The following is an 18532-nucleotide window of genomic DNA, read 5'->3' on the forward strand; positions in this document are numbered from 1 at the left end:
GAAGGCCCCCGACGTGAAGAAGCTCCTCGCCATGGCTGCGAGCGTGCTGGCGGTCGCCAGCGTGCTCGTCGGTCTGCAGGTCTCCGGTCCGACCGCATCGCAGGAGCCCGCCTCGGCGCTCAGCGGGTCGTCGTTCCAGGCCGGCAACATCATCTCCGACGCCAACTTCTACGACGGCACGGCGATGACCGCCGACCAGGTGCAGGCCTTCCTGAACAGCCAGGTGTCGTCCTGCACGAACAGCAACTGCCTGCGCAACGGCCGGTTCTCGATGAACAGCCGCGGTGGGGACGCCATGTGCTCGGCCGTCACCGGCGGTTCGTCCCTCTCCACCGCGCAGATCGTCACCCGCGTCAGCGCGGCGTGCGGGATCAGCCCGAAGGTGCTCCTCGTCACGCTGCAGAAGGAGCAGAGCCTGGTCACGAACCGCGGTCCCTCCGCCGCGGTCCTCGAGCGGGCCATGGGCTACGCCTGCCCCGACAACGTCGGCGGCCGATGCGATCCCGCGTACGCCGGTGTCGGCAACCAGATGTACTGGTCCGCCTGGCAGTGGAAGCGGTACAGCAACCCGCCGGGGACGAGCAACTACTTCACCTGGTTCAACCCGGGTGCCACCCGCAACATCCAGTACAACGTGCCGGTCTCCTGCGGCACCAAGCCCGTGAACGTGCAGAACAAGGCCACGGCCGCGCTGTACTACTACACGCCGTACACCCCGAACACGGCCGCGCTGAACAACCTGTACGGCACCGGCGACGGCTGCTCGGCCTACGGCAACCGCAACTTCTGGCGCATGTACAGCGACTGGTTCGGCAGCCCGACCGGCAACGCGGCGCCCCCGGTCACCGCGCTCGGCAGCTTCGACGTCCTCACGGCCGGCTACAACTCGGTGACCGTCGAGGGCTGGGCGCTCGACCGGAACACCAGCGCGAGCACCCGGGTCGACGTCACCGTGGGCGGCACCGAGACGTCGACCACCGCGAACCGCGTCCGCAACGACGTCGGTGCCGCGTACCCGAAGCAGGGGCCGAACCACGGGTTCAAGCACACGACCGCGGCGCCCCCGGGCTCGCAGCAGGTCTGCGTCTGGGCGGTCAACGCCGACACCCGGGCTCGTGCCTCGCTCGGGTGCAAGACGGTGACCGTCGCCGACGGTTCCCCGTTCGGCTCGCTCGACCGGGCGTCGGCGGCGCCCGGCGGGGTCTCCGTGGCGGGGTGGGCGATCGACCCGGAGACGAAGTCGTCCATCGGCGTCACGATCCAGGCCGACGGCAAGACCGTGAAGCAGCTGTCCGGCGCGAAGGAGCGGACCGACGTCGGTCGCGCGTACCCGGGGTACGGATCCGCGCACGGCTTCGCCGCGACGGTGCCCGTCGGTGCCGGCAACCACCGCATCTGCGCGACGGGACTCAACGTCGGCGCGGGGTCGAACGCGACGGTGGGGTCGTGCACGACCGTGAACGTGCCGGGGTCCGTCCCGATCGGCTCCCTCGACTCCGTCACCGTCGGTGCGTCGTCGGTCTCCGTCGGGGGATGGGCGCTCGACGGCGACACGAAGGACTCGATCAAGGTCCGCGTCTACGTCGACGGTGACCGTCAGGAGTTCGTCGCGGACCGCACACGGACCGACGTGGAGCGGGTGTACCCCTCCTACGGTTCCGCCCACGGGTTCTCGGCCACCGTCGCAGCGACGAAGGGCACCCACGAGGTGTGCGTCCGGGCGCTGCACGTGAAGTCGGGCAAGAAGGACCCGGTCCTCGGGTGCAGGACGGTCACGGTCACCAGCCAGGCACCCGTCGGCAGCCTCGACGAGGTCACCGCGGTGAAGGGCGGCATCCGGGTCGGCGGATGGGCGTTCGACCCCGACGACGCCGCCGCGACGATCTCCGTCGACGTCTACGACGGGTCGAAGGGCGTCCGCACGACGGCCTCGAACAGCCGGCCGGACGTCGCCAGGGCCTACCCGGAGGCGGGCGCGGCGCACGGGTGGTCGGTGACGTTGACCGCCGCTGCCGGACGGCACACGATCTGCGCCTACGGCCTCGACACGGCGGGCCAGGGCAACACCGAGTACGGCTGCCGGACCGTGACCGTGCCCTGACCCACCCGGACACAGCACGTCGACCGCAGGACGCCGCCGCCCGACCCCGGGCGGCGGCGTCCTGCGTCCCGTCGGACGATCGGTCGTCGCGCCGTGTCCGCGCGGCGCGACCGCTGTGAGAGGATCGTCCGGTGGTCGGAACCAGCTCAGTCGGAGGACGCACCTCGAACGATGCGCCAGCAGCGCCGGCCACCCGCCGCCGGTCCGTGGGTGCCGCGGTGGTGCCGGTCGTCCTCTTCCTGGTCATCGCAGCCCTCGGCTGGCTGCGCCTGACACCCGAGGCCCGGAACACGCTGTGGGCCGAGGACGGCAAGGTCTTCCTCCAGGAGCAGTACCGACTCGGCTTCCCCGGAGCACTGTTCCACGACTACGCGGGCTACCTCCACGTCGTCCCGCGGATCGTGATCGCGATCGCCAGCGAGATCGCCCCGATCGACCGGTTCGCGGTGACCGTCTCCGCGCTCTGCGTCGCCGTCACGGCAGCGGTCGGTGCCGCGGTCTGGGTCCTGACCGCGGGCGTGCTCCGGTCCGTCGTCGCCCGGCTCCTGCTCGCCCTCGTCCCGGTGCTCGTGCCGCTCGGGCCGGTCGAGATCCAGGCGAACGCCGCGAACCTGCACTGGTTCCTCATGTACCTCGTGCCCTTCGCCCTGCTCGCCCCGGTGCGCTCGTGGACGCGGGGCATCGTCCTCGGCGTGGCGACGCTGCTCGCCGGGCTCACCGAGATCCAGGTCGTCGTCTTCTTCCCGCTCTTCTTCCTGGGCATCCGCAACCGCCGTCGTTGGCCGGTGATCGCCGGCACGCTCGTCGGCGGTCTCGCGCAGGTCGCGACCACCCTCGCCCACCCGCGCGCAGCCCCGAACGTCGAGCACAACTCCGTCGGGGACATGCTGCTCGGGTACGCGGTGCAGCCCTTCGCGGGCTCTGCGACGTGGAGCATGTCGCGTGTCGGTGAGGTCATCGCGCACCACGGCACCTGGATCGTCGTCGCCCCGCTCGTGTTCGCCGCGCTCCTCGCCGCGCTCGCGTTCTGGGCCGGGGGATCCGCGCAGCGCTGGGCGCTCGGTTCGATGCTCTGGGGCTCGGCCGCCGTCTGGTTCGGTGCCGTCGCGCTGAACCCGAACGCGATGCTCGCCTTCGCGCACTTCGACACGGCGCAGTGGCTGGGCAACTGGACCTTCCGGTACTCGGCGGCCGGATCGATGTACGTCATCGCTGCGTTCGCCGTCATCGCGGACGTGGCGCTGAGCCGTGGCGTCCGCGTGCCCGGCGTCGTGCACCCGCACCCGCAGGATGCGCCCCGGCGTACCCTCGCGTGGCTCGCGACGACCGCTGGTGCGCTCCTCGTGCTGGCCGTCGTCAGCTCCTTCGTCGCGAACTTCGAGATGCACGCGTCGAGCCGGCAGGGCGGCCCGTTCTGGGACCAGCAGGTCCAGACCTCGGAGACCGAGTGCGAGCTCGACCCGGACCGCGACGCAGCACTGCAGATCGCCCCCGGCCCGCAGTGGGCCGTGACGGTGCCGTGCGCCGTCATCGACCAGGACGCCGAGCGCTGACCGCGCCGGACCACCCCGACCGTGAGCAGGACATGACCCGCAACACCGAAGCCAAGCCCCTCGTGATCGTGCCGACCTACAACGAGGCCGAGAACATCAAGGACATCGCGGCACGGATCCTCGAGACCGTGCCCTCGGCAGGGCTCCTCGTGGTGGACGACGGCAGCCCGGACGGCACCGGCGACCTCGTCGAGGCGATGGCCCGGACCGACGAGCGGGTCCACCTGCTCCGTCGCTCCGGCAAGCTCGGCCTCGGGACGGCCTACGTCGCCGGGTTCCGCTGGGGGCTCGAGCACGGCTACGACCTGCTCGTCGAGATGGACGCCGACGGCTCGCACCCGGCCGACCGCCTGCCGGCGCTCATCGCCGCGGTCGCCGACGCGGACCCGTCGGACGACGTCCTGCTCGCCATCGGTTCGCGTTGGATGCGCGGTGGCTCGGTCGTGGACTGGCCCAAGCGCCGCGAGTTCCTGAGCCGTGGGGCCAACACCTACGCGCGCATCATGCTCGGCATCGACGTGCACGACATCACCGCCGGGTTCCGCGTCTACCGGGCGGACGCGATCGCGCGCATGGACCTCGGGTCGATCGACTCGAAGGGCTACTGCTTCCAGATCGACATGACCATCCGGACCCACGACCTCGGCGGGCGGATCGTCGAGGTGCCGATCCGGTTCCGTGACCGCATCCACGGTGTCTCCAAGATGAGCAAGGACATCATCGTCGAGGCGATGGTGCGGACGACGCAGTGGGGGCTCCAGCGCCGGTTCCGACCGCGTTCCCGACGCTAGGGACCTCGGCCACGGCCACGGCCACGGCCAGCGCCGGCCACCGGCCACCAGCCGCGGGCTCGCCTGCGAGGGCAACGCGGTCGCCTGCGACGGCAACGCGGTCGGCAGCCGCGCACGCTCAGGGGTGCGGGCGTTCCTCGAGCCGGGGGAGCCGCACGCGCCACGAGCGTCGGCGCGCGGCGACCACGAGCACCGTGACGAAGAGCATCAGGCCCGCGCCGTGCAGCAGGTAGCTCTCGGCCAGGCTCGTCACGCCCAGGAGCACGAGGACCGCCGCGGGCCAGACGTAGGCCACGCCGGGGAAGGTCGTCGCCGTCACCCACGACCGGGCGAAGGCGAGGAGTCCCGCTCCGAGGAGCAGCAGCATGCCCGCGAGGCCGACCTGCAGCCAGGCGTCGACGGCCGCGTCCAACCCGGACGTGAACCGGGCGCCGGACGGATCGATGAACGTGACGAACGGGACGACGGGCTCGCTCGGCCAGGTCCCCACCCAGCCCCAGCCCTGGATCGGCTTCTGCTCGATGAACGTGCGGATCTGATCCCAGAGCTCGAGCCGGGTCGTCGTCCCACCGGCAGCTCCGATGCGGGGGAGCACCCGTGCGCGGGTCACGACGAGCACCACTCCCGCCGCCACGACCAGGGTGGCGAGGACGCCGTCGAGCAGCGGCCGGACCGAGGGCCGTGCGTGCCGCAGGGTCCAGAGGGCGAGCGCGGTCCCGGCGAGGGCGATCGTCGCGAGCCCGGTGATCGGCGACTGCACGAGCATGAGCGTCACGACCGCGCCGCTCATGGACGCGACGGCACGCCACCGGGCCACCGAGCGGGTGAGGAACTCCACGACGAACGTCACCAGGGCGGTCACCGCGATGAAGCCCATGAAGTTGCGCGTCCCGCCGATGCCCTGGATCGGACCGCCGAAGGCGATGTCACCGCGGATGCCCAACGCCGGGATCGGCAGGTCGAGCACGAGCCCCGACAGCACCTCGAGCCCGAGCGACACGACCAGCAGGATGCGGAAGGCGTCGCCGCACGCCCGGATGACCTGGACGAGGTCGCGACCGAGCGCGAGGTACAGTCCGAGTCCGACGAACCCGACGGTGGCGGTGAGCCCGCGCAGGGCGACCCAGGAGTACTCGCTCCACAGCACGCTCAGCGCGCAGTACCCGACGAAGACGAGCAGTGACAGCGGCAGGACGCCGTGCCACTCGATCCGGTAGCGCTGCCCGAGCAGGCTGAGCCCGGCGAGCACGGCGAGGGTCACGAGCACCGACCAGGTGCCGGCAGGACCCACCAGGACGCGGACGGTCGGCTCGCCGAACGCGAAGAGCACGATGGTCGTCGCGAGTGCCTGGCTGAACCGACCGCCGGCGGAGAATCCGATCCAGGCGGACAGGTACCGGCGCGCGCGGATGCGTCGCGTCGTCCTGCCGTCCGTCATCCGTCCAGTCTGACGTACTCGGCCGCACGGGACCTGCGCCGTACCGGAGCGTCGATATCGCGGATCGTCGATCGCTCGCTAGCGTCGGACCCCGATGACATCGACGAGGGACCGGCTCCGACGCTCGGGCGCGGCCGTCGGGGTGGGGCTGCTGGCGGCGCTCGCGGCGTGGGTCCGACTCGGACCCGTCGCGCGCGGGACCGCCTGGGCCGAGGACGCCGGGCTCTTCTTCCGCGAGCACCTCGCCCTCGGAGCAGCCGCGAGCGTCGTCGAGCCGTACGCGGGGTACCTGCACGTCGTCCCGCGACTCGTCGTCGACGTCGGGTTCGCGCTGCCGATCGCCTGGTACGCCCTCACGGTGACGACGCTCTGCTGCGTCCTGACCGGAGCTGCGTGCGCCGGCGTCTTCGTCCTCGCCGCGGACGCCGTGCCGTCGCCGGTGCTCCGCGTCGTGCTGGCCGCGGTGCCGGTCCTGCTGCCCACGGCACCGTGGGAGGTGCTGGGCAACGCTGCGAACCTGCACACCACCGCCCTCCTGCTCGCGCCGTGGGTGTTCGCGCAGCGTGCCCGGACCCGGACCGGGGCGGTGACGCTCGCCCTGGTCGCCGTGCTCGTCCTCACCACCGAGGTCCAGGCGCTGCTCTTCCTGCCGCTGCTCCTGCTCGCCTGGGTGCCGGGACGCGACCGAGCCCGGGCGACCGGAGCGTCCGCCGGACGCGCCGACGCGGCGTCCGCTGCGGTGCCCCCCGCATCGTCCGCGGTGCCCTCCCGCCGTGCGCGCGTCCTCCGCGCGCTGCCCGTCACCGTCGCGGCCCTCGGCGCTGGGGCCGCGCAGGTCGTGACGGCCCTCACCACCGACCGGGACTCGCCGCGGGGCGACCCCTCGGTCCGCGACGTCGCCTCGGGGTACCTGCTGCAGACCGTCGGCGGCCTGTGGCGAGCGGACCTGGCAGCGGTCGGCCGCGCGGTCGTGGCCTCGGGCTGGTGGGTGGTCGGGGTCCCCGCTGCGGTGCTCGTCGCGATCGTCGTCACGGCGGTCGTCGTCGGGCTGCGGGAGCGACGCCGTCGTGCGGTGCTGCTGGCGTCTGCCCTCGCCGTGGGGTCGGTCGTGGTGTGGTCGGCGGCACTGCTGGCCAACGCCTCGGCGAACGGACGGTGGTCCCGGTCCGACCCCGGCGCGCTGCTCGACGCGACACCCTCGCGCTACGCGGCCGCGGCCGGCATGCTGCTGAGCGCAGCGCTGGTGGTGTCGGCGTCGGTGCTCGTCGGACACGTGCTGCGGTCGGGCGCCCTGCACGCCACGGGCACGGACGCGGGCACGGGCACGGGCACGGACGCGACCGTCGTCGGTGGGCACCGGTCGGTCCGGGTGGTCCGCCGCGTCCTCGGGTGGACGGTCGTCGCGGTCCTCGTGGCCACCTGGGTCGCCGCCTTCCCCGGTACGGCGCAGCGCGCGACGGGGCCGGAGTGGTACCCGCAGGTGGTCGCCGCCGAGGCACGGTGCCGACAGGACCCTGCCGGGACGGTGATGATCGGTGCGCTGCCGTGGGAGGCACGGGTGCCCTGTGTGCTGGTGCTCGGCACCGGTGGCACCGGGCGGTGACGCCGCCCCTCAGCCCGACGTGGCGCGGAAGGCGCGTTGCGCGAGGGGAGTGCGCGGCCCGTCCCCGGTCGACGGCGGTTCCTCGTTCACGAGCACGATCCGCGTCTTGATCGCGACGAGGGCGAACAGCACCCAGTTCCCCTGGTAGAGCAGGCGCGACTCCGCGAGCGCCTGCACGAGCAGTGCGACCACGACGAGCAGCGGGAAGAGCGAGACCGGATCGAACGGCCGCTGCACGAGCCCGGGACCGTAGGACTCCCGCACGGCCCCCGACCACGACCTGCCGAAGGTGGTCAGGACGTACACGAGGAAGAGCGCCAGACCGACCAGGCCGGTCTGCATCCACACGTCGAGCGCCGCATCGTGCGCCTGGAGGTACTGGACGCCGTTCCGCGGCGCGAGTTCGGCGAGCATCGGGATGTCCGGCCACCAGTAGCCGATCCACCCCCAGCCGAGCACCGGGTGCTGCTCCGCCAGACCCACGACCGCGGTCCAGATCGTGCCCCGGCCCGTCAGGTCGGACGAACGGCCGAGCAGCGCCAGCAACGGAGCGCGCGCGGCGACGGCGGCGGCGACCAGGACGACCAGGCCGGCGACCACCGCGAGCACACGCGGTCCCCGGCGCCCGCTCGGGACGCGTCGGATCCACAGGGCGACCAGGAGGGCAACGACCACCGCGACCACGGCCAGGAACACCGTCGAGGACCGGGTGAGCAGCAGGGTGGCGGCCGCCACGACCAGCCACGCGACCGCCCGGCCCCGGCGCATCCGGCCGTCGACGAGCTGCACCGCGACGGCGATCGCCGCGAGCAGGGCGACCATCGCCAGCAGGTTGGCGTTGCCCGGCAGACCCTGGATGCGTCCGCCGGTGAACAGCTCGGCGCGCGAGAAGTAGAAGGCGTCCGGGATGTCCCGGTCGCCGTAGTCGGTCCAGATCGGCGCGATGGGGTGCCGCACGACGACGGCCACCACGGCCTCGAAGACCAGGGAGAGGCCGACGACCCAGCGGAACGCGGTGCTCGCGGCGTCGAGGATCCGGCGCCAGGAGAGCGTCGACGCGATCGCGAAGGCGACCAGCGCGCAGACCACCTGCGCCACGATGCTCGCGAGCGTCGCCGGTCGCCAGTGCGACCACGCGACCGACACCAGGCACCAGGCGAGGAAGAACCAGAGCGCGCGGGGCGTCCGGGTCAGCGGCGGTCGCGCACGCACCACGACGCTGATGCCCCAGGCGGCCTCGATCGCCCAGATCGTCGCGGCGCCGTACCACGTCGTCGTGTTCGGGACCGCGTCCCCGGCGAACATCGTCAGCAGGACGGTCACGGCGAGGGCGAACGCCTCACGCTCGGACACGGTTCCGCGGGCGATCGGCCAGGTGTTCGTCACGGGAGACAGGCTAGCGCCCCCGGTTCAGCGCTCGAGCGACGCGAGCGCCGAGCTGAGCCGGTCGCCGAGTGCCGGGGCGAGCGTCGTCGCGAACGTCGCCGTCAGGTGCGTCGGGTCGCGGTGCGTCACGACCCCGCCGATCACCGCGGGGCACGTGGTCCGGTCGCAGTACCAGTCCGTCATGTCGACGTACCGGGCACGGTCCCCGACCGCCGCGACGGCCTGCTCGCTGCCGTCGAAGGCCGCCAGCGCCTGGTCGCGCGGGAGGTCGCAGGCCCCGGTGGTCGGGCCCTGCATCTGCGCGAGGCACGCGATGACGTCGTCGCGCGCGGTCGGGTTGTCGCGGATCGCGATCACCGGGACGCCCGCGTCCGTCGCCGCCCGCCACGCGCCGACGAGACCGTCGACCACGGTCGCGTCGTTGCTGCTGCCGTCGGGGACGATGACCGGGCTCTTGGTCGCCGCGTGCGTCACCACGACGGCGTCGAGCTCCTCGTCGTGCTGCCGGACCCAGTCCACGGCGTTCTGCTTCCAGCCCTGGCAGCTGTCGGTGTAGCCCTGCGTGGGGGCCTGCTGCACGGCCGTCGTGAAGTAGCAGCCGATGTGCCCGGCGACGTCGATGCGCCAGTGTTCCCGCTCGGCGATCGCGCGGTAGGCCGTCATCAGGGCGTTGTTGTGCGAGTCACCGACGGCGAGCAGGTGCTTCCGGTACCCGGTCCTCGGTCCCAGCGCGCAGACGTTGAAGTCGGCCGTCGTGTTCGACCAGCAGTCGCCCGAGTTCGCGTCGTCGTGCTGGGCGGCGGCCGGGGCGGGCACCCGGACGTCGGCGAGGCGCGGGTTGACGCACGGGTCGTCCGAGCCGATGCGCGCGGCCGCGCCGAAGCAGTCGACGTCCCCGCGCGTCAGGCGCTCGGCGAACGCGGCCGCCTGCACCTGCTGGACCTGCACCGCGGCCAGCGTGCCGACGCCGAGCGCGACGACCGCCACCGACGCGACCACGCCGAGCACGGCGACGCGTCGCGGACGGACACGTGCGGAACGGACCCGAGCGCGCAGCGGCTCCTCGACGAGCAGCGTGGACGCCGCGGCGAGGACCAGTGCCCCGACCAGGACCGCCACCTTGCTCGTGGTGCCGAGCGGGTGGCCGAGCACGATCGGCAGCAGGACGACGGCGGGCCAGTGCCACAGGTAGACCGCGTACGACGTCCGGCCGACGAACGCGACCGGCGGGGTCCGGCCGACGACGTCGAGGCCGCTGCGGGCACCGAGGGCGACCACGAGCGCGGCCGACACGACGGGCAGGAGCGCCGCGGTGCCGGGGTAGGGGGTCGTCGGCGTGATCACGAGGACCGACGCGACCAGGCCCGCGACGCCCAGCCACGTGCCTCCCGTCCGGACCGCACGCGACCGACGCGAACGGGCGACGGCGAGCGGGACCGTCGCGACCAACCCGCCGAGCGCGAACTCCCACGCGCGCGTGGCGGTCGAGAAGTAGGCGATGCCGGGCGCGGTCTGCGTCTGCACTATCGACCACGCGAGGGAGAGGACCGCGACCGTGCCGAGCAGGAGGCGTGCCGTGAGGACGGGGTCCCGACGCCGCGCGCGGGCGAGCACGGCGCCGAGCAGCACGAGGAGCACCGGGAGTGCGATGTAGAACTGCTCCTCGACCGAGAGCGACCAGAAGTGCTGGAACGGCGACGGCCGGTTGTCGCTCGCCAGGTAGTCGACCGCGTCGGAGGCGAGCTGCCAGTTCTGCAGGTACACCGTCGACGCGATCAGCTCGCGCCCGTACTGCCCCCACAGCGAGCTCGGGACGAGCAGCAGCACCGCGGCGCCCGTGGCCAGGAGCGTCAGGAACGCGCCGGGCAGCAACCGCCCGGCACGTCGCGCCCAGAAGGCGCCGAGGCGGATGCGCCCCGTCGCGGCCTGTTCGCGCACGAGGTGGCCGGTGATGAGGAAGCCGGAGACGACGAAGAAGACGTCGACCCCGACGAAGCCGCCGGGCAGCCGGTTCGGCCACAGGTGGTACAGCACGACGGCCAGCACGGCGAAGGCGCGCAGGGCCTGCACGTCCCATCGGGTCGACTCGGGGCGGCGCGGCTCGGACATCGCGGGGAGTTTATGCGAGAGCGGATCGTCGATGCCCCGGTCGGCTCCGGCACCACGGGCGGCGCCGAGCGGACGCCGGTCCCCGCCCGGTACGCTCGCGGCATGTTCCTCGGCATCACCAACACGCCACGCGACTACGCCTGGGGTTCCACCAGCGCGATCCCCGAACTCCTCGGCCGCACCGTCACCGGTGCACCGCAGGCGGAGCTCTGGCTCGGCGCGCACGCGGGGAGCCCCAGCGTCGTCGTGAACCCGGCGATGGTGGGCGGTGCCGACACCCTGCCCGACTGGATCGACGCCGAGCCCGAGGCCGCGCTCGGCCCGGACCGCAGCGGCCTGCCGTTCCTGCTGAAGCTCCTCGCGGCGGCGGCACCCCTGTCGCTCCAGGCGCACCCCACGCCCGAGCAGGCCCGCGAGGGCTTCGCGCGCGAGGAGGCGGCGGGGATCCCGCTGGACGACCCGGCGCGCAACTACAAGGACCCGTTCCCCAAGCCCGAGCTCGTCGTCGCCCTCAGTGACCGGTTCGAGGCGCTCAGCGGCTTCCGCCCGGTCGGTGACTCCGTGGCCGAGGTCGAGTCGCTCGACGGCGGGAGCGGACGGCTCGGACCGCTGCTCGCGCACCTCGCGCAGGGGCTCGAGGACACCGTGCGCTGGCTCGAGACCGCCGATGCGTCGGCGCTCGCCGTGGTGCAGGCGGCGTCCGACCTCGCCACCGCCCTGCCGGAGGACGACCGCACCCCGAACGTGCAGACGGTGGTCGACCTGGCCGCCGCGTACCCGGGCGATCCCGGCGTGGTCGTGTCGATGCTCATGCACCGCGTCACGCTCCGGACCGGCGAGGCGATGTACCTGCCCGCGGGCAACGTGCACGCCTACCTCGACGGGCTCGGCATCGAGCTCATGGCGCCGTCGGACAACGTGCTCCGTGGTGGCCTGACGGCGAAGCACGTCGACGTCCCGGAACTCCTGCGGGTGCTCGACTTCACCGCGTACCCGGCACCGGTGCTGACCCCGGAACGCCTCGACCAGGGCGTCGACCGGTTCGCTCCGGACGGGGTCGGGTTCGCGCTGGTCCGCGTCACCGGCGACGGTCGTCCGGTCGGCCTCGGCACCGGCGGTGTGGCACCGCTCTCCGGCCCGAGCATCGCGGTCTGCACCACGGGCGCCGTGACCCTCGTCGGCGCGCGGTCCGCGACCCTGCTCCGCCAGGGGGAGTCCTGCTACGTCACGCCGGACGAGGGCGACGTGACGGTCGAGGCCGACGCCGCGACCGGTCTGACGTCCACGGTCTTCATCGCGACCGGTGCGTGAACACGCAGCGGCCTGCGGCCCGAGGGGACGGTGCCGTCCGCTAGCGTGACGAGCATGAGTTGGCTGGTCACCGGCGGTGCCGGGTACATCGGGTCCCACGTCGTCCGCGCGCTGCGCGCCGCAGGGATCGACACCGTCGCGTTCGACGACCTGTCGAGCGGGTTCCGTGCCTTCGTGCCGGAGGACGTGCCGTTCGTCGAGGGGACGATCCTCGACGGCGACCTGCTGGCCAGCACCCTCCGTGCGCACGCGGTGACCGGCGTCGTGCACGTCGCCGGCTTCAAGTACGCCGGCGTCTCGGTCGAGCGGCCGCTGCACACCTACGAGCAGAACGTCACCGGTACCGCGACCCTGCTCCGGGCGATGGCGGAGAACGGCGTCACCAAGGCCGTGTTCTCGTCGAGCGCCGCGGTCTACGGCACACCCGACGTCGACGTCGTCGTCGAGGACACCCCGAAGGCACCGGAGTCGCCGTACGGCGAGTCCAAGCTCATCGGCGAGTGGCTGCTCCGGGACATGGAGGTCGCCGCCGGGTTCGCCACCACCTCGCTCCGCTACTTCAACGTCGTCGGGTCGGGGGAGCCGGACCTGTACGACGCCAGCCCCCACAACCTGTTCCCGCTCGTGTTCGAGGCGCTGCTCGCCGGCCGGGTGCCGCGCATCAACGGCGACGACTACGACACCCCGGACGGCACCTGCGTCCGCGACTACATCCACGTCGCCGACCTCGCGCACTCGCACGCCGTCGCGGCGCAGAAGCTCGAGGCGGGCGAGCAGCTCGAGCGCGCCTACAACCTCGGCAGCGGGGACGGCGTGAGCGTCCGGCAGATCATGGACGCCATGGCGTCGGGCACCGGGATCGCGTTCGAGCCCGAGGTCGCGCCCCGGCGTCCGGGTGACCCCGCCCGGATCGTCGCGACCGGCGAGGCCGCCGCGCGCGACCTCGACTGGGCGATGCGGCACTCGCTCGACGAGATGGTGTCCAGCGCCTGGGAGGCCCGTCGCCGCGTCGGCTGAGGTCCGGGCACGGCGGTCGGAGTGCGCAGTGTGTCCCCCGATCGCCGGACAGACGGCCTGCGACACGCCCGTACGGGGGACATGACACGCCGCAGCGGTCAGCACCTTCTATGATCCGCGACTTGACGGAACGGAATCACACCGCTGTAATTACAGGCAGCGGCTTCGGTCGTTGCAGGCCGTCGTCGACATGTCAGGGGTGATCAGGGTGAACGGTTCCGACTTCCACGCCGGCGTGCCGGAGGACTGGCACGTCGACCCGGTGTCGCTCGGTGTCCCCGGTGTCCGCCGTGCCGAGGGCGACGAGGAGAACCCGCTGTCGTGGCAGGTCGACTCGCTCTGCGCCCAGACCGACCCCGAGGCGTTCTTCCCCGAGAAGGGCGGCTCCACCCGCGAGGCGAAGAAGATCTGCGGGTCGTGCGAGGTCCGGTCGCAGTGCCTCGAGTACGCGCTCGAGAACGACGAGCGCTTCGGCATCTGGGGCGGCCTCTCCGAACGCGAGCGCCGGAAGCTCCGCCGCCGCGCCTGACGCACCCACCGCGCGCAGCGCGACGGGCGTCGGTCGGCCTGGAGGCGCCTCCCGCCTCCGCCACCCACCGTCCGTTGATGGTGCGCACAGGTTGACGGCGCGCCGTTCCCGCAGACCGGTCCCGCGCCTCCAGACCGTAGAGTGACGCGCGTCATGCAGCCCAGTCCCGCGCAGCCCCGGTCCGCCCAGCCCCGCGTCACCGCGGTCCTCGTGACCGCGAACGGCGGCGAGCACCTCGACCGGACCCTGGACGCCCTCGTCGCCCAGACCCGGCACCCCGACAACCTGGTCGTCGTCGACGTCGGTTCCACCGACGGGTCGACGGCCGAGCTCGCCCTGGGCGGGTCCGCCGGGCTCGTGCGCCTGCCCGCCGGTCGCCCCTTCGGCGAGGCCGTCGCGGCGGGGGAGCGCGAAGCGCCGACCGCGGACGGCGACGTCGGGACCGACGCAGCGCCCGACGAGTGGCTGTGGCTGCTCGGACACGACAACGCTCCGGCACCGACCGCACTCGCCGAGATGCTCTCCGCGGTCGAGATCGCGCCGTCCGTCGTGGTCGCCGGGCCGAAGCTCGTCGACACGGACGACCCCGCACGGATCCGTGCGTTCGGGGAGAGCACGACGCGCGCCGGCCGATCGCTGGCCCTCGTGCAGGACGAGCTCGACCAGGGCCAGCACGACCGGCACACCGACGTGATGGGCGTGTCCGCCGCCGGCATGCTCGTGCGCCGCTCGGTCTGGCGCGAACTCCGCGGCTTCGACCCGGCGCTGCCGGACGTCGACGCCGCGCTCGACCTCTGCATCCGTGCGCGCCTCGCCGGACACCGCGTCGCCGTGGTGCCCGAGGCCCGCGTGACGAGTGCCGGACCGATCGAGGAGTTCGGCCGCAAGCGCGTCTCCGAGGGGCGGCGCGTGCGCCTGCACCGCCAGGCGCAACTGCACCGCCGACTGACGTACGCCCCCGCCGGGCTGCTCTGGTTGCACTGGCTGCTGCTCGTGCCGACCGCGCTCGTCCGGGCCGTCGGCCACCTCGTCGCGAAGCACCCCGCCGCGGTCTCCGGCGAACTCGCCGCCGCCCTCGCCGTGGCCTTCGGTGGCGGCGTCCGACGGGCGCGGGCGAACGCCGCGCGGACCCGTCGGGTCGGGTGGGCTGCCATCGAGCCCCTCCGTGTAAGCTGGCGCCGGGTGCACGAGCGACGGACCACCTCGCGCGACGTCGAACTCGCCCGGGTCGAGGACGCCCCGATCGCGCGGGCATCGTTCCTCAGCGACGGCGGCGTTTGGGTCGTGCTCGCGGCGGCCGCGCTCAGCGTGGTGACGCTGTACCCGCTGCTCGGCACCCCCGCGGTCACGGGCGGCGGACTCCTGCCGCTCAGCACCTCGGTCGGGCGGCTGTGGCAGAACGTCGGCTACGGCTGGCACTCGGTCGGGACCGGCTCCACCGGCCCGAGCGACCCGTTCGCCGCCGTGCTCGCCGTGCTCGGCTCGATCACCGCCTGGTCGCCGTCGACCTCGGTCGTGGTCGTGCTCCTGCTCTCGTTCCCGCTCGCCGCGCTCGGCGCCTGGTTCGTGGTCCGCAAGGTCACCACCCGCACCTGGGTGCCCGTCGTCGGTGCCGCGCTGTACACGATCACCCCGACGCTCGTCGGCGCCGTCACGACCGGACACCTCGGGGCCGTCATCGCGCACGTGCTGCTCCCGTGGCTGCTGCTGGCGGTGCTCGAGGCGCACCGCTCGTGGGCATGGGCGTCCGGCGCGTCGCTGCTCTTCGCGGTCGTCGCGGCCTCGGCGCCGTCGCTGCTGCCGGTCCTGCTGGTCGGGTGGGTCGTGTCCCTCGTCGTCGGCTGGCGGCGTGCGCACCGTCGGGTCTTCATCCCGGTCCCCGCCGCCGTGCTCTTCCTGCCGCTCGTCCTGGCGCAGGTCGCCCGCGGCAACCCGCTCGCCGTGTTCGCGGACCCGGGCGTCCCCTCCGCCACGCGCGCCCCCTCGGCGCTCCAGCTCGCGGTCGGGCAGCCGCTGCCGGACTGGAGCGGGTGGCTCCCCGCGACGACGCCCCTCGGGCTCGCGGCGTCGGTCCTGCCCGTCGCGATGGCCGTCCTCGCGCTGCCGGTCGTCATGCTCGCGGTCGGGGCGCTCCTCGGACACCGCTGGGCCGTCGCCGGTGCAGCGCTCGTCCTGGCGCTCCTCGGCTACGCGACGGCCTTCGGTGCGACCCACCTCACCGTCACCGGGGTCGGTTCGACCACGACGATCGTCTGGCCCGGCAGCGCCCTGTCCGTGACGGCGCTCGGCATCGTGCTCGCGGCGTCGATCGGCATCGACGTGCTGCCGCGGACCGCTCCGGTCACCGCACTCGTCGCGGCGGTGTTCGCCGGGGTCGCGGTCACCCCCGCCTTCGCCGCGTCCACCCTCGGTGACACGCTCCTGCAGCCGACCACCGGACGGGTCCTGAGCGCCTACGTGAACGCCGAGGCCCAGGCCAACCCGGACGTCGGCACGCTCGTGGTCGACCCGCAGACCGACGGCTCCCTCGCGGTGTCGCTCGAACGCGGCCAGGGCTCGACGCTCGACGACCAGACGACGCTCGACTCCACCGCGCTCCGCCTCAGCAGGTCGGGCGCGCAGCTGGCCACACTCGCCGGGAACCTCGCCAGCCGCAGCGGGTACGACCCCGAACCCGCGCTCCGCGAGCTCGGCATCTCGTTCGTGCTGCTCGACGACGCACCGGACGCCGACGCGGCGCAGCAGGTGCACGACCGTGCGGCCGGAGCGATCGGCCAGGACGCCCGGTTCACGAGCATCGGCGAGACCACCTCCGGCCGGCTCTTCCACTACGAGGGCGACGTCGACCGGGTGTCCACCGGTTCGGCCGCGACCCAGGCGACGCACGTGCTGTACCTGATCGTGCTCGGCGTGGTCTTCGGCGCAGCGGCCCTGCTCGCCGTCCCGACCGCACCGCGTCGCCGCCGTGCCACCTCGAACGTCATCGAGGCCGAGGAACCAGCCACCACCTTCGACGAGGAGCGCGACGAATGAGCACCGAGCACCGGTCCGTCCGACGGTGGGTCGTCCGCGGCACCGCGACCGCGGTCGCCGTGGTCGTCGCCGCCGGCGCCGTGACGGCCGCGCACGCGATCGGCACCGAGAGCACCGCGCTCCGCCCGGCCGGTCGACTCGTCACACCGGTGCCCGCCGACGCCGAGCGTGTGTGCGCCGGCAGCGCGCTGCGGCTCTCGGACGAGTCCGGGAACGACGCGACGACGGCCAGCACCGTCGGGTCGTCGGAGGTCGCGACCGGCACCACCGGCAGCACCGTCGACCGGTCGACCCTCGGCTCGTCGACCACCGGCGGCAGCGACCCCCAGCTCCTCACCGCGCCCGCCGGTGACAGCACGCCGCAGGTCGCCGGCAGCACCTCGCAGAGCGTGTCGTCGGGGGACCTCGTCGGCTTCGGCGCGGCGTCCTGCGACGACCCCGGCCAGTCGACCTGGCTGGTCGGCGGCTCCACCGAGACCGGCCGGACCAGCCTCATCACGCTGTCGAACCCGACGGACGTCAACGCCACCGTGGACCTCGACGTGTTCGACGCCTCCGGTACCGTGCAGGCGCCCGGGACCACCGGCATCGTGGTCGCACCGAACACGCAGAAGGTCGTGCCGCTGTCCGGTTTCGTCGCCGACCAGGGGTCGACGGTCGTGCACGTGACCTCGTCCGGCGGGCAGATCGTCGCGCACATGCAGGAGAGCATCGTGCGGACGCTGACCCCGGGCGGCTACGACGTCGTCTCCGGCGGCGCCGCACCGGCGCGGACGCAGGTGATCCCCGCGGTCGTGCTGAGCGGCGCCGAGGAGGCGCAGCGCGGGGACGACACCGAGGACGCCACCCCGGTGCTCCGCCTGTTCGTCCCCGGCGACCGCGCTGCACGCGTGACCGTCGGCATCACGACGGCGGACGGCGGCGGTTCGACGGTGAACGCGACCGCTGAGCCCGGGGTCGTCACCGACGTCGCCCTCGACGACTTCCCGGACGGGCGGTACTCGCTCACGGTGACGTCGACGGAGCCGCTCGTCGCGGGGGCCCGCACCACGAAGCCGACCGACGACGGTCGGACCGACCTCGGCTGGTTCGCGTCCGCGGAGCCCCTCGGCGACCGTGTCGTGACCGCGGTCGCGCCCGGCGGCGGGTCGCGGATGAACCTCGTCAACCCGACGCGGTCGGACGCGACGGTGACGATCACCTCGGGGGACCGTGAGCAGGAGGTGGACGTCGCCTCGGGCAGCACGGCCACCGTGCAGGTCCCCGTGTCGACGCAGCTCGAGCTCACCGGCGCCGAGGGGCTCGTCGCGGGCGTCAGCTACGACGCGGACGACGGCATCGCCGGCTTCCCGGTTCGGCCGGCGACGGAGGTCTCGACCCCGGTGCGCGTCTACCCCTGACGCCGGGGCCCGTCGGTCAGCGGTGGCGGTGCCCGTCCGGCGCGTCGTCCGTGTCGGTCACCGGTGGCGGTACCGGTCGGGTGCCGGGTCCGGCCGTGGGTGCTGGTCCGTGTCGGTCACCGGTGGCGGTACCGGTCGGGTGCCGGGTCCGGCCGTGGGTGCTGGTCCGTGTCGGTCACCGGTGGCGGTACCGTTCGGGTGCCGGGTCCGGCCGTGGGTGCTGTTCCGTGTCGGTCACCGGTGGCGGTACCGTTCGGGTGC

Annotated in this window: 12 protein-coding genes; 9 read left to right on the forward strand and 3 right to left on the reverse strand. The window is 73.4% G+C overall.

The genetic code is table 11. From position 1 onward, the window contains the following. The first annotated feature begins 13 nt into the window (after positions 1-13). The 3 genes from M3666_RS14190 to M3666_RS14200 all read left to right on the forward strand — a co-directional run bounded on the left by M3666_RS14190 (position 14) and on the right by M3666_RS14200 (position 4445). On the forward strand, positions 14-2101 hold the full coding sequence (locus M3666_RS14190; protein WP_251155557.1) for a hypothetical protein: 2088 nt from the start codon (positions 14-16) through the stop codon (positions 2099-2101). A 218-nt stretch (positions 2102-2319) separates the two neighbouring features. Then, entirely contained in the window at positions 2320-3654 is a 1335-nt protein-coding gene (locus M3666_RS14195) for a hypothetical protein (protein WP_251155558.1), read from the forward strand. Between the two features lie 32 nt (positions 3655-3686). Continuing rightward, positions 3687-4445, forward strand: a complete 759-nt coding sequence (locus M3666_RS14200; protein WP_066655007.1) for a polyprenol monophosphomannose synthase — start codon at positions 3687-3689, stop codon at positions 4443-4445. A gap of 118 nt (positions 4446-4563) precedes the next feature. Here the strand turns inward: M3666_RS14200 and M3666_RS14205 are convergent, their stop codons facing one another. Then, entirely contained in the window at positions 4564-5883 is a 1320-nt protein-coding gene (locus M3666_RS14205; RefSeq protein WP_251155559.1) for an exopolysaccharide production protein, read from the reverse strand. Between the two features lie 94 nt (positions 5884-5977). On the opposite strand from M3666_RS14205, the gene M3666_RS14210 reads away from it, so the two are divergent. After that, positions 5978-7486, forward strand: a complete 1509-nt coding sequence (locus M3666_RS14210; protein WP_251155560.1) for a hypothetical protein — start codon at positions 5978-5980, stop codon at positions 7484-7486. A 9-nt stretch (positions 7487-7495) separates the two neighbouring features. Here M3666_RS14210 and M3666_RS17170 read toward each other — a convergent pair whose 3' ends face one another. Both M3666_RS17170 and M3666_RS14220 read right to left on the reverse strand, forming a co-directional pair. Beyond that, positions 7496-8872, reverse strand: coding sequence for an O-antigen ligase family protein (locus M3666_RS17170; RefSeq protein WP_251155561.1), 1377 nt, complete (start codon positions 8870-8872; stop codon positions 7496-7498). Positions 8873-8896: 24 nt separating this feature from the next. Further along, a complete protein-coding gene (locus tag M3666_RS14220; RefSeq protein ID WP_251155562.1) occupies positions 8897-10981 on the reverse strand; it encodes an acyltransferase family protein in 2085 nt (694 codons plus the stop codon). Positions 10982-11083: 102 nt separating this feature from the next. Between M3666_RS14220 and manA the strand changes: the two genes are divergently transcribed. The 5 genes from manA to M3666_RS14245 all read left to right on the forward strand — a co-directional run bounded on the left by manA (position 11084) and on the right by M3666_RS14245 (position 18271). Next, positions 11084-12292, forward strand: coding sequence for a mannose-6-phosphate isomerase, class I (gene manA, locus M3666_RS14225; protein WP_251155563.1), 1209 nt, complete (start codon positions 11084-11086; stop codon positions 12290-12292). 54 nt (positions 12293-12346) lie between these two features. After that, the gene (galE, locus tag M3666_RS14230; RefSeq protein WP_066658396.1) at positions 12347-13309 is read left to right on the forward strand and encodes a UDP-glucose 4-epimerase GalE; all 963 of its coding nucleotides are present in this window, start codon (positions 12347-12349) and stop codon (positions 13307-13309) included. A gap of 190 nt (positions 13310-13499) precedes the next feature. Further along, on the forward strand, positions 13500-13838 hold the full coding sequence (locus M3666_RS14235; RefSeq protein WP_081985311.1) for a WhiB family transcriptional regulator: 339 nt from the start codon (positions 13500-13502) through the stop codon (positions 13836-13838). A gap of 153 nt (positions 13839-13991) precedes the next feature. Further along, positions 13992-16871 (forward strand): glycosyltransferase family 2 protein, encoded by a 2880-nt coding sequence (locus M3666_RS14240; RefSeq protein WP_251155564.1) that lies wholly within the window; start codon positions 13992-13994, stop codon positions 16869-16871. Continuing rightward, positions 16868-18271, forward strand: a complete 1404-nt coding sequence (locus M3666_RS14245) for a DUF5719 family protein (RefSeq protein ID WP_066654999.1) — start codon at positions 16868-16870, stop codon at positions 18269-18271. Before M3666_RS14240 ends, M3666_RS14245 begins: the two co-directional genes overlap by 4 nt. The last annotated feature ends 261 nt before the right edge of the window (positions 18272-18532 follow it).

This window comes from Curtobacterium sp. ODYSSEY 48 V2 (assembly GCF_023712625.1).
Classification (GTDB): domain Bacteria; phylum Actinomycetota; class Actinomycetes; order Actinomycetales; family Microbacteriaceae; genus Curtobacterium.